A 23,463-nucleotide genomic window follows, 5' to 3' on the forward strand; every position below is an offset into this window, starting at 1 on the left:
TCGCTCAACGGTCCACTCTCTCACCCGTGCCGGACGGGTCGGTGCTTTCCGGTGCGGTGTCCGGTGTCGGGTCACTCGGGTGCTCCGGGCCGTCTGCCCCGGACTCCGTCGTGGACTCCCCGTCGGGTCCGTCCTTGGAGCGCTCGGTGTCCTCAGTAGTGTCTACGGTGCCCTCGGCGTCCGTGTTCACGCCGTTCGGGGCCTCGGCCCCGCCCTCGGAGTCGGGGGTGTTCTCCTGCTCCTCCTCGGCCTGGCGGGCTGCCGCGCGCTTGCGCTGGGTGTACATCCGGAATCCGGCGAGCACGAGCAGCAGAACGCCACCGCCGATCACCAGCATCACCGTGGGAGTGATCTCGGTGACCTTCACTTCGAACTTGACGGGGGGACCGTACGCCTGGCCGTCGTCCGTGAACAACTGCGCGACGACCGTCACCGGACCGTTGGCCTTGGCGGAGGTGGTGAACTTCACCGACTGGCTGTGCTCGCCCGCGACCTGGATCGGCCGCTCGTCGAAGGCGTCGTCGCCGATCTTGAGTCGGGTCGGCTGCTGTGAGGTGAGACGCAGCACCAGGTGGTGGACGCCCTGCACGAGGTTGTTCTGCACCGTCACGGGGATCGTGGCACTGCGGCCCGAGAGCTTCGCGTCGGACTTGTCGATCAGCCTGACGAGACCGGTGAGGTCGTCGAGGTACGACTCGACGCCCTTGCGGAAGGTCTCCGCCTGGTCGGCACGGCCGCGCCAGGACGTGGACATCCCTCGGTCTATGGCCCGACCGAAGGGAGTGACCACGCGGGACTTGTCGGTGAGGATGACCTTGAAGTTGTCGAGCGTGCTCTGTGTGCGCTGGATCTGCTCGAAGGCCGACCGCGGCAGCTCCTGCTTGCGCAGCGAGGAGGGGTACGAGGACGCCGAGGGCACCTTCGTCGTGGCGCTCGGGTCCGGCTTGGCCTTGGCGGCCGCGGAGAGGTTCTGGGAGTCGGACCAGTTCCCGTCCTGGAGGGCCCTCACCGCCGTCGCCATGGTCTGGGCCTGGCTCACGGAGGGCATGCGCTGCGGGGCGACGACGATGCTCCGCTGCTTGCTCGGCTCCTGCAGATCGACCATCAGGCTCTGGGCCAGGAATTCCTGCACGGCGAGCGTCGAGTTGTCGGCCTTCGCCATGTCGCCCTCGAACGCGGTCGACAGCCTGGAGTCCGCGACCACCGCCGTCGTGCCGCCCCCGATGGGGCGGGCGGCGGTGGGCGTGTAGGTGAGCCCGCCGGTCTCGCGCAGGCTGTCGCTGCGGGCGATCACCTTGTCGGCCCCTGCGGAGGTGGCGACCTTGACGATCGACGGATCGACCGCGCCCTCGGCGGGCCAGGCGAAGTCCGTGTTCGGCTTCACATGGAGGATCGTCTGCACCGTGCTGGAGGCCACGTCCGTGGCGTCCTTGAGGTGGCTGAGGGAGCCCGTGACGTCCTTGCCGTTGTGCGCCAGCGACGCCAGGTCGGGGTCGGCGAAGGGGAGAGCGACGACTTCCTTTTCCTTGTCCGCGACGGTCTTCTCGAGCTTGTCGAGCCACGCCTTGGCGACGGCCTGGTTCTTGCCCGCCGTCGTGGTGTCGCCGTTCTTGATCTGGTAGTTGCGCGTCATGGCGTCGACGGAGGCCAGCAGGTCCGGGTCGAGGACCCAGGTGACGTCGAGGTCGCTGCCCAGGGACAGGAGCTGGTCCAGGCGGCCGCCCGGGGAGATCTCCTTGGCCAGGTCGTCGTTCTGGAAGACAGGCGTCTGCTGCGCGTCCGAGCCGGTCTCCGCCCGCAGGTGGACCGTCGAGATCAGCGGCCAGAGATACGTCGTCTTCGTCTTCGTGTCGGCGCCGGCGGGCTGCCAGGGCAGGAACGTCCGCTCGATGCCGAGCACCTGGTCCCACGGCTGCGCGGCGGTCTGGCCGGTGAGGGAGACGCCGAGCTGGTACACCCCATCGGAGTCGAGGTTCAGGTCCTTGACGGGCACCGAGATGCTGAAGTGCTCCGAGACGCCCGCGGCGAGCTTGGAGAACTTCTCGACGTACTTGCCGCCGACCTCCAGGGGGTCCGGGCCCAGCTGGAACCCGGTGCGCTTCTCCGCGTCGTCGATGGCGACCCGGCCCGGGAGGGTCGGGCCCACCCGCAGGCCCACGTGCGCGCCCGTGACCGTCTGCTTGCCCTTGTTGGTGACCGAACCGGAGACGGTGATCGTGTCGCCCTCCGTGGGCGCGCTGGGGGTCAGCGAGTCGAGGGAGACGTCCACCGTGCCTGACCCGGTGGCGTCGGCCACAGCGGCCGTCTGAGCGGCGTGTGCGGCCGGGGAAGAGGGCAGCTGGAGCACGCCGGCCAGCAGGGGCGCACCGGCCAGCAGCGTGCCGGTGCGCCGCAGCCACCGGCGGGCAGGTGAGGGACTCATCCCCTGGAAGTCTGCCGCCTCGGCCACGCGCTCGCCCGTCCCTCGTCATCGTCAGTGGTCGTCGGAATGTGCGTCCACGCATGGTAACGATGTGCGCTGAGGGTAAGTGCCGCGGACCGCTCCACAAGATCAGTAGACAGGGCCGAGTGTCCTGTATGCGTAAGTATTGATCCCCGCCTGAGAAGGGGATGGCTGTGCACGTTTTATGGAGGCGCCCGCGAGTGCCTCGGCCACGTACCCTTTTCTGTTGTGCCGAAAGCCAACGAAGACAATCCCAGTGCCCTGAGTCAGGTGCAGCGCCGCGCGGTGAGTGAACTGCTGCGGGTGTCCCCTGTCGCCGACGACCTCGCCCGCCGTTTCCAGGACGCGGGGTTCTCACTCGCCCTGGTCGGTGGCTCGGTCCGGGACGCGCTCCTTGGCCGGCTCGGCAATGATCTGGACTTCACGACCGACGCCCGCCCCGATGACGTACTGAAGATCGTGCGGCCCTGGGCGGACGCCGTCTGGGAGGTCGGGATCGCCTTCGGCACCGTCGGCGCGCAGAAGGACGCCCGCGTGGACGACGTACAGCAGTCCTTCCAGATCGAGATCACGACGTACCGCTCCGAGGCGTACGACCGGACCTCGCGCAAGCCCGAGGTGTCCTACGGCGACTCGATCGAGGAAGACCTCGTGCGCCGCGACTTCACCGTGAACGCGATGGCCGTGGCGCTGCCTGAGAAGGAGTTCATCGATCCGTACGGCGGTCGGGACGACCTGTCCGCGCGGGTCCTGCGCACTCCGGGTACGCCCGAGGAGTCCTTCTCCGACGATCCGCTGCGGATGATGCGGGCCGCGCGGTTCGCCGCGCAGCTCGACTTCGAGGTGGCCTCCGACGTCGTCGCCGCGATGACGGACATGGCCGGGCGCATCGAGATCGTCTCGGCGGAGCGGGTGCGGGACGAGCTGAACAAACTGGTCCTCTCCGCTCACCCGCGCAAGGGTCTGACACTGCTTGTGGACACCGGCCTCGCCGACCATGTGCTGCCGGAGCTTCCCGCGCTGCGACTGGAGCGTGATGAGCACCACCGGCACAAGGATGTCTACGACCACACGCTGATCGTCCTGGAACAGGCCATGGCGCTCGAGGAAAATGGTCCGGACCTGACGCTCCGGATCGCCGCGCTGCTGCACGACATCGGCAAGCCGAGGACGCGGCGCTTCGAGAAGGACGGACGGGTCTCCTTCCACCACCACGAGGTGGTGGGGGCGAAGATGACCAAGAAGCGGATGGCGGCGCTGAAATACTCCAACGACCTTGTGAAGGACGTCTCGCGGCTGGTCGAACTTCATCTGCGCTTTCACGGATACGGCACCGGGGAGTGGACGGATTCCGCGGTCCGTCGCTACGTACGTGACGCGGGTCCGCTGCTCGACCGTCTTCACAAGCTGACCCGCTCCGACTGCACTACGCGCAACAAGCGCAAGGCGACGGCGCTCTCTCAGGCGTATGACGGCCTGGAGAAGCGCATCGCCGAGCTCCAGGAGCAGGAAGAACTGGACGCGATCCGTCCCGACCTCGACGGCAACCAGATCATGGAGATCCTTGCCATCGGCCCTGGCCCGGCGATCGGCCAGGCGTACAAGTTCCTGCTGGAGCTGAGGCTGGAGAACGGGCCGATGGAGCACGACGCGGCGGTGACGGCACTCAAGGAGTGGTGGGCCGAGCAGCAGTGAGACTCACGGGAGGGGGCGCCATGTTTCACGTGAAACATGGCGCCCCCTCCCGTGGACCTGAGTGGGCACTGGGGTCGTTCCTGCCCGGCCGGCGGATCAGCGAGTCACCGTGCTGTTCCGCCCCGCCTATACGTTCTTAAAAGAGTAGTTAGTTCACTTTGGTGATGTCCCGCCCATTGCTGTGAATTTCACCCACAGGCTGTGCTTGATGACCTTTACACCGAGAAGCTTCATATCGCGCTCTGGTCCGCGGCCTTGTTGAGGTATGACGTGGGCAAGGCCGGGTCGTGGAGGTAGCCGATGAACTTGTTTTGCTCGGCTGGCGCCAGGTGCTGGAACCCATTGAGCGCGTCAGCGGCACCCTCTTCGTGTGAGTGGCGCAGGTAGTTGGCCTATACGCGGCCGGAGTGGCGGCGGGATCGCTCTGCTGGGCCACGGTCTGCGTGGCTTCAGTGGCGGAAACCTGTGATGCGGTGCCGGCATGAATTGCGAGGGTGCCGAGTGCTGCGGCCATCCCTTGAATGGTTCGACTCGTCATGAACGCTCCCCGTTTTCTGGAGCGAAGATCTCTTGGTTGTTGCGCTCGGTTTGGTCATCTCCGTGCGCACGAAGAGATCTTTTCCTCGAAAGTCGTTGGGACGTACGGTTCGTATCGGGATCGGTGTGAACGGCAGCCCGAGGGACTGTTCGAGGACGGCGGCGCCGTCCGTGCATGCAGTGATCCACTCGGCTGCACCTCGGTGCTCAGCATGGCTGAGGGCGGTGTTTCACGTGAAACACCGCCCCTTGGCACATCCAGATCCGCGGGCTACTTGTTGGCCCCGAGGCACAGCGTGAAGGACTCGCCGGTTTCCTTCCACGTCAGTGTCGCCGTCGTGCCCGTGACGCTCTCGCATGTCAGCGAAGGAAGTGAGGCGCCGTCCGCCTTCTTGAGGACCTTGTGCGTGGCCTTGGCGTCGGTGCAGTCGACCTGGATGACGTCCGGGTCGTTCGCGGTCCCCTTGTTGTACAGGCAGTCGCCTACGACCAGCTTCTTGGCGTCCTCGCTGTCGTTGTTGAGCACCCAACCGCCCACGATGACGCCAAGGCCCGCGACGGCAAGGGCTATGCGCAGGTACTGCTTGACGCCGCGCTTCGGGCGCTGCGGTGCGACCGGAGCGTAGGGAATCGGCCCCTGCTGCGGGAAGCCGGGCTGGCCGGGCTGCTGCGGGTAACCCTGCGGCGGCGGTCCGTACGGAGCCTGACCCTGGGGCGGCTGTCCGTAGGGCTGCTGGCCCTGGGCGAACGGGTTCTGGCCCTGGGGCGGCGGAGTGGTCACTTAGGGGTCCCCCTAGAACGTAAGCGCGTGGCGTGAATAAGACGCACGTAAGTTATCGGGACCGACTGACAACGCAGTAGCCCAGAGAGGCTCTGTGGCCCTGATGTGACACTTACTGCATCTCAAAGCGGGCCATAGCAACAGCAATTGCTGCGTAGATCACGGCCAGCGTGACGACGAGGGCAGCTGAGCGGCCGTCAGGAGGCAGCATCAGGGCGGCTACTGCGGCCGCGCCGACGAAGGCGATGTTGAACAGGACGTCGTAGACGGAGAAGATCCGGCCGCGGTAACCGTCGTCGACCGAGGACTGCACGATCGTGTCGGTGGCGATCTTCGCGCCCTGTGTGGTCAGGCCGAGAACGAAGGCGGCGGCCAGCATGGGCGCCGCCTCGAAGGGGAGGCCGAGCGCCGGTTCCAGGACTGCCGCCGCGGCCGCGCACGCGGCGATCCAGCCGCCGGGTCCCAGTCGTCCCACCGCCCAGGGCGTCACCACGGCCGCGACGAAGAAGCCCGCCCCGGAGATGCCCACGGCCAGGCCCAGCAGGGCGAGCCCGCCGTCGGAGTCGGACGACCAGGCGTACCGGCACAGCATCAGCACCATGACGGTCAGGGCGCCGTAGCAAAAGCGCATCAGGGTCATCGACAGGAGCGCCCAGGCCGCCTCCCGCCGCGCGGGCTCGGCGAGATGGCGCACACCGGCCGCGAGATCGTGCGCGGTGCCGGTGAGCGCCGTACGCAAGCTCGGCTGCACCCATTCCTGATCGGGGCCGAGCAGTTCCGGTGCGATGCGCAGCGAGGCGAGCGCGGCGCACAGATAGAGGGTCGCACCGAGGAGGACGACCGCCGCGTCCGAGTCCGAGGCGACCAGTCGTACGACGAACGCGAGGCCGCCGCCCGCCGTCGCGGCGAGTGTTCCGGCGGTGGGTGACAGGGCGTTGGCCATGACCAGCCGGTGGGAGTCGACGACTCGGGGCAGGGCGGCCGAGAGGCCCGCGAGGACGAACCGGTTGACCGCGGTGACGCACAGCGCGGAGGCGTAGAAGAGCCGGTCGGGGACATGGCTCAGCATCAGTACGGCCGTCACGCAGGCCAGCGTGGTCCGCAGCAGATTGCCGTACAGGAGGACCTGGCGGCGCCGCCAGCGGTCCAGCAGGACGCCGGCGAAGGGGCCGACCAGGGAGTACGGCAGGAGCAGTACCGCCATCGCGGAGGCGATGGAGGCCGCTGAGGTCTGCTTCTCCGGTGAGAAGACGACGTACGTGGCGAGCGCGACCTGGTAGACGCCGTCGGCGCCCTGGGACAGCAACCGGACGCCGAGCAGGCGTCTGAAGCCCTGGAAGCGCAGGAGGACGCGCAGGTCACGCACGACAGCCATGGGGCACAGCCTCACATACGAGGAGGGTCCCCGGGTCAAAGACCCAGGGACCCTCGACGGGCAGGAGCGAAAAGCCCCTCGGCGCTCCGCGCCGTGTCTCGACGGCGCTTGGAGGCCTGTCTTGCTAGCGCTCGACCTCGCCCTTGATGAACTTCTCGACGTTGGCGAAGGCCTCGTCGTCGAAGTACTGGACCGGCGGGGACTTCATGAAGTACGAGGACGCCGACAGGATCGGGCCGCCGATGCCGCGGTCCTTGGCGATCTTCGCGGCGCGCAGGGCGTCGATGATGACACCCGCGGAGTTCGGGGAGTCCCAGACCTCGAGCTTGTACTCCAGGTTCAGCGGGACGTCACCGAAGGCGCGGCCCTCGAGACGGACGTACGCCCACTTGCGGTCGTCGAGCCAGGCCACGTAGTCCGAGGGACCGATGTGGACGTTCTTCTCGCCCATGTCGCGGTCGGGGATCTGCGAGGTGACGGCCTGCGTCTTCGAGATCTTCTTCGACTCGAGGCGGTCGCGCTCCAGCATGTTCTTGAAGTCCATGTTGCCGCCCACGTTGAGCTGCATGGTGCGCTCAAGACGGACACCGCGGTCCTCGAACAGCTTCGCCATCACACGGTGCGTGATGGTGGCGCCGACCTGCGACTTGATGTCGTCGCCGACGATCGGGACGCCCGCCTCGGTGAATTTGTCCGCCCACTCCTTGGTGCCGGCGATGAAGACCGGAAGGGCGTTGACGAAGGCGACCTTGGCGTCGATGGCGCACTGGGCGTAGAACTTCGCCGCGTCCTCGGAACCGACGGGCAGGTAGCAGACGAGGACGTCGACCTGCTTGTCCTTGAGGATCTGGACGATGTCGACCGGCGCCTCGGCGGACTCCTCGATGGTCATGCGGTAGTACTTGCCGAGACCGTCGAGGGTGTGGCCGCGCTGAACCGTGACGCCCTTGTTCGGGACGTCGCAGATCTTGATGGTGTTGTTCTCGCTGGCACCGATGGCGTCGGAGAGGTCGAGGCCGACCTTCTTCGCGTCGACGTCGAAGGCGGCGACGAACTCGACGTCACCGACGTGGTAGTCGCCGAACTGGACGTGCATCAGACCCGGGACCTTGGACGCCGGGTCGGCGTCCTTGTAGTACTCGACGCCCTGCACCAGCGAGGCGGCGCAGTTGCCCACGCCGACGATGGCTACGCGAACCGAACCCATTCCGGTTGCTCCCTGTGTGTACGAGGTGAAGCCCCGACTGGACCTCACGTGGTGGTGTCGTCGGACGGATCCGGCCGGGACTGGTCCCGGTGCCGGGGCAGGCCGCCCGTCTCTCCAGATGTGCTGTTCTGCTGAGCGGAGCCTTCGAAGGCGCCCGGGGAGCTGCCTTCGGGGACACCTCGGGGGGTGCCTTCGGAGGCGGAATCCTTGACGTCCCGTCCTGCTCGCTCACTCTCGATGAGCTCGTTCAGCCAGCGCACTTCGCGCTCCACGGACTCCATTCCGTGGCGCTGGAGCTCAAGGGTGTAGTCGTCGAGGCGCTCCCTGGTGCGTGCCAGCGAGGCACGCATCTTCTCCAGTCGCTCCTCGAGCCGACTGCGGCGGCCCTCCAGTACGCGCATGCGCACGTCGCGTGACGTCTGCCCGAAGAACGCGAAACGAGCGGCGAAGTGCTCGTCCTCGTACGCGTCGGGCCCCGTCTGCGAGAGCAGCTCCTCGAAGTGCTCTTTACCTTCAGCCGTCAACCGATAGACGATCTTGGCGCGACGCCCAGCAAGCGGAGCGGCGAGGGCGTCCTCGGTGGTGCTCCCCGATTCCTCGATCAACCAGCCGCTCGTGACCAGCGTCTTGAGGCAGGGGTAGAGCGTCCCGTAGCTGAACGCACGGAACACACCCAGTGACGTATTGAGTCGCTTGCGCAGCTCATAGCCGTGCATCGGGGACTCGCGAAGCAGGCCGAGGACGGCGAACTCGAGGATCCCGGAACGCCGGCTCATATCGCCTCCTCCCTGCCGCGGTCTCCTCGGCACGTTCTTTATGCCGAGCTGATGTATCGACTCGATACATCAGCACGATAGATCGGCCGTCCGTCTGCGACAAGGGGGGCCATGGTGAACGGCGTCACATCACCGATTCATACGAAGCAAGTTGCCTGATTTGGGGTGAACTTCAGGATTAGCGGTGTTTTGACGGTGCGTAGTCTGTGCGCCATGCAAAACCACCGGGAACCGAGTGACGCCTGAGGGCGTCCTCGTCCCTGGTGCAGTACGGGTGAATGCGCAAACGACCACATCCGTACTTCGGGGGGACCGGAAACCAGCTGCCGTTTCCAGGCGCGCACGGGTGCGCCTGCCCGAGGAGTAATCGTTCGATGAGCGAGCACCGTCGCAAACCGTCGCAGCCACAGGGCGGCGGACGTGCCGCGGCCCGACGCGGCCAGACCGGCCCGTCCTCCGGCCGCCGTGCGGCACCGCGAGGAGCCACCGGGTCCCCTTCCGACTCCTATGAGTCGGGAGGTGAGGAGGAACGCCCGTACAGCGGTCGCGCCGAAGCCAGGCGTGCAGCCCAGAGAAGCAGCGGTGGCGGTCGGCGCAGAGGCGCCGACGCCACAGGGCCCGGCGGCCGCCGTGGCGGTCCTGACGGGCCGGGGCGCGCGCGGGCCTCTGGGCCTGTAAAGAAGCGTTTCATCGACTACCCGCGCGCGGGCAAGTCGGGAGCCGGGCGCTGGATGCCTTCCTGGAAGCTGGTGACGGGCACGTTCCTCACCTTCATGGGAGGGCTGCTGGTCGCGGCAGGCATCGGGTACGCCATGGTGGGTATCCCGAACGTGAACGACACGGCCCTGGCCCAGAACAACGTCTTCTACTGGTCCGACAACACTCAGATGGCAGCCACCGGCGGCCAGACGAACCGGCAGATCGTGGGGCCGGAGGAGATCCCGAAGGCCATGAAGAACGCGGTGGTCTCCGCCGAGAACGCGTCCTTCTACAAGGACCGGGGCGTCGACCCGAAGGGCATCGCGCGCGCCTTCGTCAACATGGCCCGGGGCGGCGAGACGCAGGGTGGCTCGACCATCACTCAGCAGTACGTGAAGAACACGTACCTGAGCCAGGACCAGACCATCACGCGCAAGTTCAAAGAGCTCTTCATCTCCATCAAGGTGAACTCGAAGCTGAGCAAGGACGAGATCCTCGCGGGCTACCTGAACACCGCGTACTACGGGCGCAACGCCTACGGGATCCAGGCGGCGGCCCAGGCCTACTTCGGTGTGGACGCCAGCAAGCTCAGCACCGAGCAGTGCGTCTTCCTCGCGTCCGTCCTCAAGGGCCCGAACCTGTACAACCCCGACGGGGGTGTCGGGGCGCTGGCCGATCCCGACTCCAACACCAAGCGGGTCAAGGACCGGTGGAAATGGATCCTCGACCGTGAGGTCACGGTCGGGAACATGACCCAGGCCGAGCGGACCAAGATCACCACATTCCCCACGCTCAAGAAGGCGAACTCGTCGCTGTCCGGCCAGACCGGTTACCTCGTCGACATCGCCAAGGAGTACGTGGCGAAGAAGGCCGGCATCACGCCGGAGCAGTTGGAGAAGGGCGGCTACCGGATCTACACGACCTTCGACAAGAAGAAGGTCGGCGAGCTGGAGAAGGCCGTCAAGGCGACGAAGAAGAGCTTCCTCGACACCAAGGCGCGGCCCACGACCGACAAGGACGTGCAGTTCGGCGCGGCGTCGGTCGATCCGAAGACTGGCGCCATCGTCGCGCTCTACGGAGGCGACGGCTTCGACAAGGGCCACTACTCCAACAACGCCAATACGACGGGTGTGCCGGTCGGATCGACCTGGAAGCCGATCGTGCTGGCCACCGCGATGCAGTACGGAACGTACAAGACCACCCCACAGGCCCTCTCGCCGATGGCCCGCTACAACGGCGACGACCTCCTGGTGATCAAGGACCAGAACGGCGACCCGATCATGGGTAACGACGGGAAGCCGTTCCGGCAGAAGAACGAGGGCACCAAGGCCTGGGGGATGGTGACGCTCAAGAAGGCCATGGAGCAGTCCATCAACTCCCCGTTCGCGCAGCTGGGCGTCGACGTCGGCCTTTCCAAGACCCGGAAGGTCGCGGAGTCCATGGGCATCCTGCCGGACTCCTTCGACCAGGGAAACCTGAACAACGTCTCCTTCTCCCTCGGTACGTCGACCCCGAGCGCCATTCGCATGGCCGACGCGTACGGCACCTTCGCCGCGTCGGGCTCGCACTACGAGCCGTACTCGGTCACCAAGGTGGTCAAGGACAGCAAGCCGCTCGCCCAGTTCAAGCCGTCCGCCGAGCAGACCGCGATGCCCGAGAACGTGGCGAACAACGTCACCGACGTCCTGCAGAACGTGGTCCAGAACGGAACCGGCCAGAAGGTCAAGGACATGGGCTTCCCCGTGGCCGGCAAGACGGGTACGACCGACAAGAACAAGTCGGCGTGGTTCGTCGGCTACACCAGGGAGCTGTCCACGGCCGTCACCCTGTTCAGGTCCGACCCGAAGACGAGCAAGCTGGAATCGATGAACGGCACCGGCGGTGTGGAGTCCGTCCACGGTGGTGACATCCCGGCCCAGGTCTGGAAGGACTACATGGCCGTGGCCCTGAAGAACTCCAAGCACGAGGACTTCCCGCAGGCCGAGCCGCTCGGTGAGATCCTCAACGCCAGCCCCAGCCCGAGCCCGACCCCGTCGACCAAGCCGTCGCCGTCGGCCAGCCCGACGCTGAGCAACTCGCCCAGCCCGTCCCTCAGCAGTTCTCCCACGGCCTCGCCGACCGACACCTGCGGCAGATTCAGCTGGAACTGTGGGAACAACGGTGGGACGGACGCGGGGAGCACCGGCGGTGCGACCGGAACCACCTCACCCACGCCGACGGAGACCAATACCAACGGGAATACCAGAGGTAATGGCAACGGCGGCATCATCGCCGGACAAAATGGCGGATAGATAGCGGATAGATAGACGCGTAACCCGAGGAACAGGGGCCGTCAGCTGTGGCTGACGGCCCCTGTTCTCTTACCGCCCCTGCGGCCATTCTCAGACGCGTACGGCAGGATGTGCGCCATGCCCAGTGCAGAGACGACGCGAACGAGCGTGCGCGAGCCGGATCCGGTGCGGCCGACCAAGGACGACGAGATCGCCGCGGCCGGAAGCGAGCTGATCGGCGGCCCCATCGGACGGAGAGCGCTGCTGGGGGCGTCCTGGTGGACCCCGGTACGGGTGATCGCGCTCGTCGCGATCGGCATGTTCGCCCTCGGTATGGTGCAGAAACTGCCCTGCTACGACAGCGGCTGGTTCTTCGGGGCCAGCACGCAGTACACGCACGCGTGCTACTCGGACATCCCGCACCTCTACCAGGGACGCGGTTTCGCCGACGGGCTCGTGCCGTACTTCGACAAGCTCCCCGGCGACATGGACTACCTCGAGTACCCGGTCCTGACCGGTCTGTTCATGGAGGTCGCGGCCTGGCTCACGCCGGGCGGCGGCAGCATCCAGCACCAGGAGCAGATCTACTGGATGGTCAACGCAGGGATGCTCATGGTGTGCGCGGCGGTCATCGCCGTATGCACCGCGCGCACCCACCGCCTGCGCCCCTGGGACGGCCTCCTGGTCGCCCTCGCGCCCGCCTTCGCGCTCACGGCCACCATCAACTGGGACCTCCTCGCGGTGGCCCTGCTGGCCGCCGCGATGCTCATGTGGTCGCGTGGCCGCTCCCTCGCTTTCGGTGTCCTGCTCGGGCTCGCCACGGCCGCCAAGTTCTACCCGTTCCTACTCATGGGACCGCTGCTCGTGCTGTGCTGGCGGGCGGGCAAGTGGCGGGAGTTCGGGAACGCGCTCATGGGCGCGGTCGGAGCCTGGCTCGTGGTGAACCTTCCCGTGATGTACCTCGCGCCGGAAGGCTGGGCGAAGTTCTACAGCTTCAGCCAGACCAGGGGGATCGACTTCGGTTCGGTCTTCCTGTTCATCTCCACCTGGTGGAAGGTCCCGATCAGCTACCAGACGGCGAACGCGTGGGCGCTGGTCCTGATGGTGCTCGTCTGCGTGGCCATGGCCGCGCTCGCGCTCACCGCCCCGCGCCGCCCCCGCTTCGCCCAGCTGGCCTTCCTGATCGTCGCGGCCTTCATCCTCACCAACAAGGTCTACTCGCCCCAGTACGTGCTGTGGCTGATCCCCCTGGCCGCGCTGGCCCGGCCGAAGTGGCGGGACTTCCTGATCTGGCAGGCGTGCGAGGTCGCGTACTTCCTGGGGATCTGGATGTACCTCGCGTACACGACCAGCGGGGAGGCCCACAAGGGTCTCTCCTCCCACGGGTACCAGTTCGCGATCGCCGCCCACCTTCTGGGCACGCTGTACCTGTGCGCCGTGGTCGTACGCGACATCCTCATGCCGGAGCGTGACGTCGTGCGCAGGGCGGGCGAGGACGATCCCTCGGGAGGCGTCCTGGACGGCGCGGAGGACGTCTTCGTGCTCGGCGCGGCGGCCCATCCAGCGCGGCACGCGGCGTACTTCGACGGGCCTCAGGTGGAATGGGGCGGCAACGGCGAGGGGCCGGCCCGAGAGGACAGTTCGCTCTGAGCGAACAGGGCTCGGCCCGGCTCTGACGGGCAACGCGAAAGGCCGTACACGGTACGTGTGTACGGCCTTCTTGCTGCTTCCCCGGAGGGTAGGGACAGGTGTCCGTGTCCCGGGATCAGCGCTCCACGATGCGGTCGAACTGCGTGGTGGTGTGCCGCAGATGGGCCACCAGCTCGTCGCCGACCCGCGGCTCCGTGGCGTCCGACGGCACGAAGAGGATCGACACCTGCATGTGCGGCGGCTCGGCGAACCAGCGCTGCTTGCCGGCCCACACGAACGGAGAAAGGTTCCGGTTGACCGTCGCCAGGCCGGCCCGGGCGACGCCCTTGGCGCGCGGCATGACGCCGTGCAGAGCCTTCGGGGCCTCCAGGCCCACTCCGTGCGACGTACCGCCCGCCACGACGACGAGCCAGCCGTCGGAGGCCGTCTTCTGCTGCCGGTAGCCGAAGCGGTCGCCCTTGGAGACGCGGGTGACGTCCAGGACGGCTCCGCGGTACTCGGTCGCGTCGTGGTCCCCCAGCCACAGCCGGGTGCCGATACGGGCGCGGAAGCGGGTCTGCGGGAACTGCTGCTGCAGCCGTGCGAGCTCATCGGCCTTGAGGTGGCTGACGAACATCGTGTGCAGCGGCAGCCGGGCCGCGCGCAGACGGTCCATCCAGCCGATGACCTCCTCGACGGCGTCCGAGCCGTCGGTGCGGTCCAGCGGCAGGTGGATGGCGAAGCCCTCCAGCCGGACGTTCTCTATGGCGGAGTGCAGATGCGGCAGATCCTGCTCGCTGACACCGTGCCGCTTCATCGAGGACATCACCTCGATGACGACACGGGCGCCCACGAGGCCGTACACGCCGTCGATGGACGACACCGAGCGGATGACACGGTCGGGCAGCGGTACGGGCTCCTCGCCCCGCCTGAACGGCGTCAGGACCAGCAGATCGCCGCCGAACCAGTCCTTGATCCGGGCGGCCTCGTACGTGGTGCCGACGGCCAGGATGTCCGAGCCGAGGCGGGTGGCTTCGTCGGCGAGCCGCTCGTGGCCGAAGCCGTAGCCGTTGCCCTTGCAGACGGGGACGAGCCCCGGAAACTGCTCGGACACCTGCTTGTGGTGTGCCCGCCAGCGCGCGGTGTCGACGTAGAGCGTGAGCGCCATGGCCGGTCCCGGAACCTTTCTCGTGGCTGCGGTGAATCAGAGGTAGGGAAATTGTGGCGGATCCGCCGGACCGACAGGGCCACGCCGGGCCGGATGGGCGGCTCGGCATGCGCTCCGGTCCGGCTCAGCGGCGCGACGTGTACGGGCTCAGCGGCGTGACATGTAGATGTCGAGCGCCTTGTGGAGCAGCTTGTTGAGCGGGAAGTCCCACTCGCCGAGGTACTCGGCGGCCTGCCCGCCCGTGCCCACCTTGAACTGGATCAGACCGAAGAGGTGGTCCGTCTCGTCCAGCGAGTCGGAGATGCCGCGCAGGTCGTAGACGGTCGCACCCAGGGCGTACGAGTCGCGCAGCATCCGCCACTGCATCGCGTTCGAGGGCCGGAACTCACGCCCGATGTTGTCCGATGCGCCGTACGAGTACCAGACGTGCCCGCCGACGACCAGCATCGTGGCCGCGGACAGGTTCACGCCGTCGCGCCGGGCGAAGTAGAGCCGCATCCGGTTGGGGTCCTCGGTGTTGAGGGCCGACCACATGCGCTGGAAGTACGACAGAGGGCGCGGCCGGAAGTGGTCGCGGATCGCCGTGATCTCGTACAGCCGCTGCCACTCCTCGAGGTCGTGGTAGCCGCCCTGGACGACCTCGACGCCCTCCTTCTCGGCCTTCTTGATGTTGCGCCGCCACAGCTGGTTGAAGTTTTTGTGGACCTCTTCCAGGGAGCGGTTGGCCAGCGGCACCTGGAAGACGTAGCGGGGCTGTACGTCGCCGAAGCCGGCGCCGCCGTCCTCACCCTGCTGCCAGCCCATGCGGCGCAGCTTGTCGGCGACCTCGAAGGCGCGCGGTTCGATGAAGTCCGCCTCGATGTCGCGCAGGCGCTTCACGTCCGGGTTCTGGATGCCGCCCTTGATGGACGTGGCCTCCCAGCGCCGGATGATCACCGGCGGGCCCATCTTCACGGAGAAGGCGCCCTGCTGCTTGAGGTGCGCGAGCATCGGCTGCAGCCACTCGTCGAGGTTCGGCGCGTACCAGTTGATGACCGGGCCCTCGGGGAGGTAGGCGAGGTAGCGCTTGATCTTGGGCAGCTGGCGGTACAGCACCAGCCCGGCGCCCACCATCTCGCCGGTCCGCTCGTCGAACCAGCCCAGGCTCTCGGAGCGCCACTCCGCCTTGACATCGGCCCATGCCGGAACCTGCATGTGGCTAGCCGCGGGCAGGCTCTGGATGTAGGCCAGATGCTGCTCTCGGCTGATGGTCCTCAGGGTCAGGCTCATTCGGGGCGCTCCTCGGGCTGGTGTGTCCCCATGGGTACAGGGGCTCCGGCTCTCGCGCCGAAGCCTACTGCGCCCTGGGAGCGCCCCGACTGGCCGCACTGAACCTGCGTCCCGACCGAAGCGTGGTCAGGACGTTCTGGGGTGATGTGTCCGGCTGTTTCGGCAGGAGGTGGTGTCTCCGGCCGCCCGGACGGGGTTGTGTCCGGCTGCCCGGCCCGCGGAACGGGTCCGGCTGCCTCAGCCGATGATGCCGCCGAAGAGGCCGCCGTGCGCCATGCCGAGGAAGAAGCCGACGGCCGAGGCACCGAGACCCAGGATCAGGCCGAAGCGCTCCCGGGTCGTCTCCGAGATGAACTGCCCGGAGGCACCGGTGATGATCCCGATCAGGCCTGCCCACGAGCTGATGAGATGCAGGCTGTTGAAGGCTGACGTGATGAGAGCGGTGACTCCGAGCACCAGAGTCACCGCGAGCAGCGTGTCTTGGAGGGGGTGGGGTTTGTTGTCCGTCGCGAACAGAGAGCCGGCAACGGTGGGTCGCGTCTGTGCCATAGGGCACCTCCTGCGGAAGGCGGCGCATCGTAGCGCCATACACACCCGATGTGTACAGATTGACGGTGACCCCGGCCGGATTTCAACCGGAAGCGGGTGTGCAGGTACTCTGTACCCTCTGCACCGGTGTCTGCCCAGGCCATGGCCAGGTCACGACAAGGATTCCCCTTCGGTTCACCGATCACTCGGTACATCGACGGACTCTTCTTGTCAGTGGCGTTGTCAGTGGCGGCGGATACCGTTGCGAACGCATCACAACCCTCCTGCCACGGAACCGCCGTGGCCGTTGAGTCCAAAGGAGGTGGGTTCCACATGCGTCACTACGAGGTGATGGTCATCCTCGACCCCGATCTCGAGGAGCGCGCTGTCTCCCCGCTGATCGAGAACTTCCTCTCCGTCGTCCGTGAGGGCAACGGAAAGGTCGAGAAGGTCGACACCTGGGGCCGTCGTCGTCTCGCGTACGAGATCAAGAAGAAGCCCGAGGGCATCTACTCGGTCATCGACCTGCAGGCCGAGCCTGCGGTCGTCAAGGAGCTCGACCGCCAGATGAACCTGAACGAGTCGGTCCTCCGGACCAAGGTCCTCCGTCCCGAGACCCACTGAGCTCTGCAGCTCAGCTGATCTCGGGCATCGAGTAGCAGCACTAGCAGCCAGCAGCAAACCCGCCGAGAGGTTCCCCCATGGCAGGCGAGACCGTCATCACGGTCGTCGGCAATCTTGTCGACGACCCCGAGCTGCGCTTCACCCCTTCCGGTGCGGCGGTCGCGAAGTTCCGTGTCGCGTCCACTCCCCGCACCTTCGACCGTCAGACCAATGAGTGGAAGGACGGCGAGAGCCTGTTCCTGACCTGCTCGGTCTGGCGTCAGGCGGCGGAGAACGTCGCCGAGTCGCTCCAGCGAGGCATGCGCGTCATCGTGCAGGGCCGGCTGAAGCAGCGGTCCTACGAGGACCGTGAGGGCGTCAAGCGCACGGTCTACGAGCTGGACGTCGAGGAAGTCGGCGCCAGCCTGAAGAACGCCACGGCCAAGGTCACCAAGACCACCGGTCGAGGTGGCCAGGGCGGTTACGGCGGCGGCGGTGGCGGCGGCCAGCAGGGCGGCGGCTGGGGCGGAGGCTCCGGCGGCGGCCAGCAGGGCGGCGGCGGAGCTCCCGCGGACGACCCCTGGGCGACCAGCGCTCCTGCCGGTGGCAACCAGGGCGGCGGCGGTGGCGGCTGGGGTGGAAACTCCGGCGGCTCCGGCGGCTCTGGCGGCGGCTACTCGGACGAGCCCCCCTTCTAGGCCCTCGGGCCGAGGGTGGGCCGTACCCCCACTTCTTGATCACACAGGAGATACACCATGGCGAAGCCGCCTGTGCGCAAGCCGAAGAAGAAGGTCTGCGCTTTCTGCAAGGACAAGGTCACGTACGTGGACTACAAGGACACGAACATGCTGCGGAAGTTCATTTCCGACCGCGGCAAGATCCGTGCCCGCCGCGTGACCGGCAACTGCACGCAGCACCAGCGTGACGTCGCCACGGCCGTGAAGAACAGCCGTGAGATGGCGCTGCTGCCCTACACGTCCACCGCGCGATAAGGGAAGGGTGACCGACTAATGAAGATCATCCTCACCCACGAGGTCTCCGGCCTCGGTGCCGCGGGCGACGTCGTCGACGTCAAGGACGGTTACGCTCGCAACTACCTGGTCCCGCGGAACTTTGCGATCCGCTGGACCAAGGGTGGCGAGAAGGACGTCGAGCAGATCCGTCGTGCTCGCAAGATCCACGAGATCGCGACCATCGAGCAGGCCAACGAGATCAAGGCCCGCCTCGAAGGCGTGAAGGTCCGTCTGGCCGTCCGCTCCGGCGACGCCGGTCGTCTCTTCGGTTCCGTCACCCCGGCCGACATCGCTTCGGCGATCAAGGCTTCCGGTGGCCCCGAGGTCGACAAGCGCCGCATCGAGCTGGGCTCGCCGATCAAGACTCTGGGCGCCCACGAGACGTCCGTGCGTCTGCACCCCGAGGTTGCCGCCAAGGTCAACATCGAGGTCGTCGCGGCCTGACCGCTGCGCTCGGCATAGCTGAGAGAAGGGCCGTACCCGCTGGGGTACGGCCCTTCTTCGTTCGGCCGGGGCGAGTTCGTCCAGCAGGGCGAGCTGCTCTGTGTTTCACGTGAAACGGGCCTGAGGGTGACGGCGAGGACGACAGCGATGGCGAGGACGACAGCGCAACGATGGCGACGGCCTGGGCGAGGGGCAGGGTCAGGTCGGGATGGCCGGCCGCGCTGGCCGTTTCACGTGAAACGGCCAGTGTGCTGGTTCAGCGCGTCGCGCCCGTGACGATCCAACGTCCCGAGTGGGAGCGCAGCCACAGGGTCAGCATCCTCACCGTCATCATCAGCGTCATCGCTCCCCAGAGCGCGGTGAGCCCGCCTCCGAGCGTGGGCACCAACAGCGCGACGGGAGTGAAGAGCGCCAGGGTGAGCAGCATGGCCCACGCCAGGTAGGGCCCGTCTCCCGCTCCCATCAAAACTCCGTCCAGGACGAAGACGACTCCGCTGATCGGTTGTGAGACGGCCACCAGAACCAGGGCGGGAAGCGCCGTGTTCTGGACGGCCGAGTCGCTGGTGAACAAGGGAAGGAAGATCGGGCGGGCGGCGATCACCAGTAGGCCGAGGACGACGCCGGAAGCGATGCCCCACTGGACCATGCGGCGGCAGGCCTCGCGAGCACCCTGAGCGTCGTTCGCACCGAGGTAGCGGCCGATGATGGCCTGTCCGGCGATGGCGATCGCGTCGAGCGCGAAGGCGAGCAGACTCCACAGGGACAGGGTGATCTGGTGTGCGGCCATGTCGGCGTCCCCGAGGCGTGCGGCGACAGCCGTGGCGATCATGAGGATCGTCCTCAGCGACAGCGTGCGCACGAGCAGGGGCGCACCGGCCTGAGCGCAGGCCCGTATCCCGGCGGCGTCCGGACGCAGCGAGGCCCCGTGCTTCCGGGCTCCGCGGACGACGACGAAGAGATACACCGCGGCCATACCGCACTGGGCGATGACGGTGCCCCAGGCGGAGCCGGCGATACCCAGTCCGGCGCCGTAGACGAGGCCCGCGTTGAGCGCGGCGTTGGCGACGAAGCCCCCGACGGCGACATAGAGGGGGGTCTTCGTGTCCTGCAGTCCGCGCAGGACCCCGGTGGACGCGAGCACGATGAGCATCGCGGGGATACCGAGCGAGGAGACGCGCAGATAGGTCGTCGCGTACGGGGCCGCGGTGGGCGAGGCGCCGAAGAGTTCCACGAGGGCGGGTGCCGTGGGCAGGACCGCGGCTATGACGACCGTGCCGAGCAGCAGCGCGAGCCAGATGCCGTCCATGCCCTGACGTATGGCGGCCCGCAGATCACCGGCGCCGACCCGTCGGGCGACGGCGGCCGTGGTGGCGTACGCGAGGAAGACGAAAACACTGACGGCGGTCGTGAGGAGGGCGGAGGCGACACCGAGGCCGGCCAGTTGCGCGGTGCCGAGGTGTCCGACGATGGCGCTGTCGGCCATCACGAAAAGAGGCTCGGCGACAAGGGCGCCGAAGGCCGGAACCGCCAGCGCGACGATCTCTCGGTCGTGCCGGCGTCGGGCGGCCTCGGGTGTCGGGGGAGCCTGTGTCATGGGCACCAACCTAGTCTTCCACAGGTAAGAGATGCAACGTGATAGTGACCATTACCTGTGCGCTTGTCGGGCGTGTCGCCGTGTACCGTTTGCAGCGATCTTGGTCTGACCGGGAAAGTTTTTCTTCTGCACAGCCGGTGGATGGTTAAAGAGCAGGTCAGAGCGGTTTCTTTCGAGTGGTTGAGGGCTTGTTCACAGGCCTGTCCACCGGGTCGTGCACAGGTTTTGTGGAGTTCTCCACAGCATCGGGGCCGTCGTCCACATGGCCTGTGGATAACCAGATTGGCTGACGGTGCCCGCGGGCCTAACGTGGTGCGTCGCCCGCTCTCTTTTCTGCACTCGGAAGCCTCGCAAAACCGACACGTCAGAACCGGAGTTGGGCCTCTTATTTGTCAGTGCCGTGCCGTAGAAATGAGGGGCACGGTTAGGTCCGCTCGGCGGACGGGAGGAGGTGGCTCGGTGAGTATTTCCGAGCCCTTGGACGACCCGTGGGCCGACAGCGGTCCCAGTGATCGTCTGCCCGCTTCCCGCCGAGGCCGCGAGGGTGGCCGGGGGCGCGACGAACAGCACGACCGCGACCGGGACAACGGGCCGTGGGAAGGCGGAGGGTCGTCCTTCGAGCGCGTGCCTCCCCAGGACCTCGACGCGGAGCAGTCCGTTCTCGGTGGCATGCTCCTGTCCAAGGACGCCATCGCCGACGTCGTCGAGGTCATCAAGGGCCACGACTTCTACCGGCCCGCGCACGAGACCATCTACACCGCGATCCTCGATCTGTACGCGAAGGGCGAGCCGGCCGACCCGATCACGGTCGCAGCCGAGCTCACCAAGCGGGGTGAGATCACCAAGGTCGGTGGTGCCTCGTATCTGCACACCCTCGTCCAGACGGTCCCCACGGCGGCGAACGCCGAGTACTACGCGGAGATCGTCCATGAGCGCGCGGTCCTGCGCCGCCTGGTCGAGGCCGGCACGCGCATCACACAGATGGGATACGCGGCCGACGGCGACGTGGACGAGATCGTCAACACCGCCCAGGCCGAGATCTACGCCGTCACCGAGCAGCGCACCACCGAGGACTACCTGCCGCTGGGCGACATCATGGAGGGTGCGCTCGACGAGATCGAGGCGATCGGTTCACGATCGGGGGAGATGACCGGTGTGCCGACCGGCTTCACCGACCTCGACTCGCTCACGAACGGTCTGCACCCGGGCCAGATGATCATCATCGCGGCTCGTCCCGCCATGGGTAAGTCGACGCTGGCGCTGGACTTCGCGCGGGCCTGTTCGATCAAGCACAACATGCCCAGCGTGATCTTCTCGCTCGAAATGGGGCGCAACGAGATCGCGATGCGCCTGCTGTCAGCCGAAGCACGCGTGGCCCTGCACCACATGCGATCCGGCACGATGACCGACGAGGACTGGACGCGACTCGCGCGCCGGATGCCCGACGTCTCGGCCGCACCGCTCTACATCGACGACTCCCCGAACCTGTCCATGATGGAGATCCGCGCCAAGTGCCGGCGCCTCAAGCAGCGCGCCGATCTGAAGCTCGTCGTCATCGACTATCTGCAACTGATGCAGTCGGGCGGTAAGCGGTCCGAGAGTCGGCAGCAGGAGGTCTCCGACATGTCGCGAAACCTGAAGCTGCTGGCCAAGGAGCTGGAGCTGCCGGTGATCGCGTTGTCGCAGCTCAACCGTGGTCCCGAACAGCGCACGGACAAGAAGCCCATGGTGTCCGACCTGCGTGAATCCGGATCGATCGAGCAGGACGCGGACATGGTGATCCTGCTGCACCGCGAGGATGCCTACGAGAAGGAGTCACCGCGCGCGGGCGAGGCGGACATCATCGTCGGCAAGCACCGTAACGGCCCGACGGCCACGATCACCGTGGCCTTCCAGGGCCACTACTCGCGCTTCGTGGACATGGCACAGACCTGATCCACCCCCTGGGCGCGGTGCGGAAGACATGCGCCCGGTCTTCGGGGAAATGCACTCGACGTGCGGTGCCGGGCCGGGTGGACTGAGGGCATGACGACACCACAGGAAAAGCTCCTTCCCGGCACGCGCCGGGCTCTGTTGCACCGCATCGCCGTCGCTCAGGCCGAGGGGCGGGCGCCGTCGCTGGTCGCGGCGGTCGTCCGGGGCGGGGAGCCGGTGTGGCACGGGTCGCGCACCTCGGTGGACGGGCACGGGCCGGACGAGAACGTGCAGTACCGGATCGGTTCGATCACCAAGACCTTCACGGCTGTGCTGGTGCTGCGGCTGCGCGACGAGGGGCTGCTCGACTTGGGCGACCCGCTGGAGAAGCATCTTCCGGGCACCGGCGCGGGGGAGGCCACCATCGCCCAACTCCTCGCGCACACCGCCGGGCTGGCGGCCGAGACGCCCGGCCCCTGGTGGGAACGCACACCCGGTTCGCTGCGCCCCGAGCTCTCGGACGTGCTCGGTGAGCAGCCCTTCCTGCATCCGGCCGGGCGGCTGCATCACTACTCGAACCCCGGCTACACCCTGTTGGGCGCACTGATCGAGGAACTGCGGGGAGTCCCCTGGGAAGAGGTCCTGCGGCGCGAGGTGCTCGACCCGCTGGGCCTGCACCGCACCAGTGGGCAGCCGCAGGCACCCCATGCCGGGGGCTGGGCCGTGCACCCGTGGGCGGACGTCATGATGCCGGAGCCCGCCGAGGACCTCGGCCGGATGGCTCCCGCCGGGCAACTGTGGTCCACCACAGGAGACTTGGCGCGGTTCGCCGTCTTCCTGACCACGGGGCACGCGGCGGTGCTCAGCGTGGAGTCCCTGCGGGAGATGCGTACGCCCGCGGCTCCCTTGGAAGCCGACCAGCTCGCCTCGGGAGACTCCTACGGGCTGGGACTGCAGGTGCTGCATCGGTCGGGCCGGATCCTGGTGGGTCACTCAGGGTCTCTGCCGGGCTTCCTTGCGGCGCTCGCGATCGGTGTGGAGGACGACGTGGCGGCGGTGGTGCTGTCCAACTGCACCTCCGGTCCGCGGGCGCTGACCGTGGCTGCCGATCTCGTACGGATCGTCGCCGAGGCCGAGCCGCGCATTCCCGCGCCATGGCGTCCGGCCGCCGAAGTCGATCAGTCCGTCCTGGAGCTGGCCGGCCCCTGGTACTGGGGCACTCAGGCGTGCGCGCTTCGTCTGAGGGCCGACGGCATGGTCGAGCTGGGCCCGCTGGCAGGGGGTGGACGCGGGTCGCGCTTCCGGGCGAACGGGGACGGGACCTGGACGGGACTCGACGGCTACTACACGGGGGAGCCGCTACGGGCCGTACGGCGCCCGGACGGGGCCCTGAGTCACCTCGACCTCGGTTCGTTCGTCTTCACGCGTGAGCCGTACGACGAGGGCGCTCCTGTGCCGGGCGGAGTGGACCCCGAGGGCTGGCGGGGGATTAAGTAGCCGCTGTCATGGGGGTGTCTG

At 67.4% G+C, this 23,463-nt stretch carries 18 protein-coding genes; 9 read left to right on the forward strand and 9 right to left on the reverse strand.

Translation table 11 applies throughout. From position 1 onward, the window contains the following. Positions 1-4: 4 nt before the first annotated feature. Positions 5-2,449, reverse strand: a complete 2,445-nt coding sequence (locus ACIRA5_RS41545; RefSeq protein ID WP_403700143.1) for a DUF6049 family protein — start codon at positions 2,447-2,449, stop codon at positions 5-7. 222 nt (positions 2,450-2,671) lie between these two features. On the opposite strand from ACIRA5_RS41545, the gene ACIRA5_RS41550 reads away from it, so the two are divergent. Next, positions 2,672-4,138 (forward strand): CCA tRNA nucleotidyltransferase, encoded by a 1,467-nt coding sequence (locus ACIRA5_RS41550; protein WP_403700146.1) that lies wholly within the window; start codon positions 2,672-2,674, stop codon positions 4,136-4,138. Positions 4,139-4,946: 808 nt separating this feature from the next. Here ACIRA5_RS41550 and ACIRA5_RS41555 read toward each other — a convergent pair. From ACIRA5_RS41555 to ACIRA5_RS41570, 4 genes are all read right to left on the reverse strand, one after another. Next, on the reverse strand, positions 4,947-5,456 hold the full coding sequence (locus ACIRA5_RS41555) for a hypothetical protein (RefSeq protein WP_403700149.1): 510 nt from the start codon (positions 5,454-5,456) through the stop codon (positions 4,947-4,949). A 112-nt stretch (positions 5,457-5,568) separates the two neighbouring features. Next, on the reverse strand, positions 5,569-6,831 hold the full coding sequence (locus tag ACIRA5_RS41560) for an MFS transporter (RefSeq protein ID WP_403700151.1): 1,263 nt from the start codon (positions 6,829-6,831) through the stop codon (positions 5,569-5,571). 124 nt (positions 6,832-6,955) lie between these two features. Further along, a complete protein-coding gene (locus ACIRA5_RS41565; RefSeq protein WP_067376714.1) occupies positions 6,956-8,038 on the reverse strand; it encodes an inositol-3-phosphate synthase in 1,083 nt (360 codons plus the stop codon). A gap of 44 nt (positions 8,039-8,082) precedes the next feature. Continuing rightward, complete coding sequence (locus ACIRA5_RS41570; RefSeq protein ID WP_403700155.1) at positions 8,083-8,814, reverse strand: helix-turn-helix transcriptional regulator; 732 nt, start codon at positions 8,812-8,814, stop codon at positions 8,083-8,085. 374 nt (positions 8,815-9,188) lie between these two features. Between ACIRA5_RS41570 and ACIRA5_RS41575 the strand changes: the two genes are divergently transcribed. Together ACIRA5_RS41575 and ACIRA5_RS41580 are read left to right on the forward strand one after the other, a co-directional pair. Further along, positions 9,189-11,804, forward strand: coding sequence for a transglycosylase domain-containing protein (locus ACIRA5_RS41575; protein ID WP_403700158.1), 2,616 nt, complete (start codon positions 9,189-9,191; stop codon positions 11,802-11,804). Positions 11,805-11,921: 117 nt separating this feature from the next. Next, positions 11,922-13,433 (forward strand): glycosyltransferase family 87 protein, encoded by a 1,512-nt coding sequence (locus ACIRA5_RS41580; RefSeq protein WP_403700161.1) that lies wholly within the window; start codon positions 11,922-11,924, stop codon positions 13,431-13,433. Positions 13,434-13,548: 115 nt separating this feature from the next. On the opposite strand, the gene ACIRA5_RS41585 is transcribed toward ACIRA5_RS41580, so the two are convergent. The 3 genes from ACIRA5_RS41585 to ACIRA5_RS41595 form a co-directional block, all read right to left on the reverse strand. Beyond that, positions 13,549-14,580 carry an alanine racemase gene (locus ACIRA5_RS41585; RefSeq protein ID WP_067376727.1) on the reverse strand — a complete coding sequence of 344 codons (1,032 nt, stop codon included), beginning with the start codon at positions 14,578-14,580 and terminating at the stop codon, positions 13,549-13,551. 147 nt (positions 14,581-14,727) lie between these two features. Beyond that, on the reverse strand, positions 14,728-15,849 hold the full coding sequence (femX, locus tag ACIRA5_RS41590; RefSeq protein ID WP_266432684.1) for a peptidoglycan bridge formation glycyltransferase FemX: 1,122 nt from the start codon (positions 15,847-15,849) through the stop codon (positions 14,728-14,730). A gap of 237 nt (positions 15,850-16,086) precedes the next feature. Then, the gene (locus tag ACIRA5_RS41595) at positions 16,087-16,398 is read right to left on the reverse strand and encodes a hypothetical protein (RefSeq protein WP_403700165.1); all 312 of its coding nucleotides are present in this window, start codon (positions 16,396-16,398) and stop codon (positions 16,087-16,089) included. A 312-nt stretch (positions 16,399-16,710) separates the two neighbouring features. Between ACIRA5_RS41595 and rpsF the strand changes: the two genes are divergently transcribed. From rpsF to rplI, 4 genes are all read left to right on the forward strand, one after another. Beyond that, positions 16,711-17,001: a 30S ribosomal protein S6 gene (rpsF, locus tag ACIRA5_RS41600; RefSeq protein ID WP_004950685.1), complete on the forward strand. Its 291-nt coding sequence runs from the start codon at positions 16,711-16,713 to the stop codon at positions 16,999-17,001. A 77-nt stretch (positions 17,002-17,078) separates the two neighbouring features. After that, entirely contained in the window at positions 17,079-17,678 is a 600-nt protein-coding gene (locus ACIRA5_RS41605) for a single-stranded DNA-binding protein (protein WP_403700167.1), read from the forward strand. 57 nt (positions 17,679-17,735) lie between these two features. Beyond that, positions 17,736-17,972 carry a 30S ribosomal protein S18 gene (gene rpsR, locus ACIRA5_RS41610; RefSeq protein WP_003949403.1) on the forward strand — a complete coding sequence of 79 codons (237 nt, stop codon included), beginning with the start codon at positions 17,736-17,738 and terminating at the stop codon, positions 17,970-17,972. An 18-nt stretch (positions 17,973-17,990) separates the two neighbouring features. Further along, positions 17,991-18,437: a 50S ribosomal protein L9 gene (gene rplI / locus ACIRA5_RS41615; protein WP_403700170.1), complete on the forward strand. Its 447-nt coding sequence runs from the start codon at positions 17,991-17,993 to the stop codon at positions 18,435-18,437. A 256-nt stretch (positions 18,438-18,693) separates the two neighbouring features. Here the strand turns inward: rplI and ACIRA5_RS41620 are convergent, their stop codons facing one another. After that, a complete protein-coding gene (locus tag ACIRA5_RS41620; protein ID WP_403700172.1) occupies positions 18,694-20,031 on the reverse strand; it encodes an MATE family efflux transporter in 1,338 nt (445 codons plus the stop codon). Positions 20,032-20,490: 459 nt separating this feature from the next. Between ACIRA5_RS41620 and dnaB the strand changes: the two genes are divergently transcribed. Next, entirely contained in the window at positions 20,491-21,966 is a 1,476-nt protein-coding gene (dnaB, locus tag ACIRA5_RS41625) for a replicative DNA helicase (protein WP_054236456.1), read from the forward strand. Between the two features lie 90 nt (positions 21,967-22,056). Continuing rightward, entirely contained in the window at positions 22,057-23,442 is a 1,386-nt protein-coding gene (locus ACIRA5_RS41630; protein ID WP_403700175.1) for a serine hydrolase domain-containing protein, read from the forward strand. Positions 23,443-23,463 lie beyond the last annotated feature (21 nt).

It is taken from the genome of Streptomyces sp. NPDC096311 (assembly GCF_044763085.1).
GTDB lineage: Bacteria > Actinomycetota > Actinomycetes > Streptomycetales > Streptomycetaceae > Streptomyces.

Bases quoted from the DNA above. Each gene is read 5' to 3' on its own strand.
- ACIRA5_RS41560 (WP_403700151.1), bottom strand. From the start codon at position 6,831: ATGGCTGTCGTGCGTGACCTGCGCGTCCTCCTGCGCTTCCAGGGCTTC.
- ACIRA5_RS41565 (WP_067376714.1), bottom strand. From the start codon at position 8,038: ATGGGTTCGGTTCGCGTAGCCATCGTCGGCGTGGGCAACTGCGCCGCC.
- ACIRA5_RS41570 (WP_403700155.1), bottom strand. From the start codon at position 8,814: ATGAGCCGGCGTTCCGGGATCCTCGAGTTCGCCGTCCTCGGCCTGCTT.
- ACIRA5_RS41575 (WP_403700158.1), top strand. From the start codon at position 9,189: ATGAGCGAGCACCGTCGCAAACCGTCGCAGCCACAGGGCGGCGGACGT.
- ACIRA5_RS41580 (WP_403700161.1), top strand. From the start codon at position 11,922: ATGCCCAGTGCAGAGACGACGCGAACGAGCGTGCGCGAGCCGGATCCG.
- ACIRA5_RS41585 (WP_067376727.1), bottom strand. From the start codon at position 14,580: ATGGCGCTCACGCTCTACGTCGACACCGCGCGCTGGCGGGCACACCAC.
- femX (WP_266432684.1), bottom strand. From the start codon at position 15,849: ATGAGCCTGACCCTGAGGACCATCAGCCGAGAGCAGCATCTGGCCTAC.
- ACIRA5_RS41595 (WP_403700165.1), bottom strand. From the start codon at position 16,398: ATGGCACAGACGCGACCCACCGTTGCCGGCTCTCTGTTCGCGACGGAC.
- rpsF (WP_004950685.1), top strand. From the start codon at position 16,711: ATGCGTCACTACGAGGTGATGGTCATCCTCGACCCCGATCTCGAGGAG.
- ACIRA5_RS41605 (WP_403700167.1), top strand. From the start codon at position 17,079: ATGGCAGGCGAGACCGTCATCACGGTCGTCGGCAATCTTGTCGACGAC.
- rpsR (WP_003949403.1), top strand. From the start codon at position 17,736: ATGGCGAAGCCGCCTGTGCGCAAGCCGAAGAAGAAGGTCTGCGCTTTC.
- rplI (WP_403700170.1), top strand. From the start codon at position 17,991: ATGAAGATCATCCTCACCCACGAGGTCTCCGGCCTCGGTGCCGCGGGC.
- ACIRA5_RS41620 (WP_403700172.1), bottom strand. From the start codon at position 20,031: ATGACACAGGCTCCCCCGACACCCGAGGCCGCCCGACGCCGGCACGAC.
- ACIRA5_RS41630 (WP_403700175.1), top strand. From the start codon at position 22,057: ATGACGACACCACAGGAAAAGCTCCTTCCCGGCACGCGCCGGGCTCTG.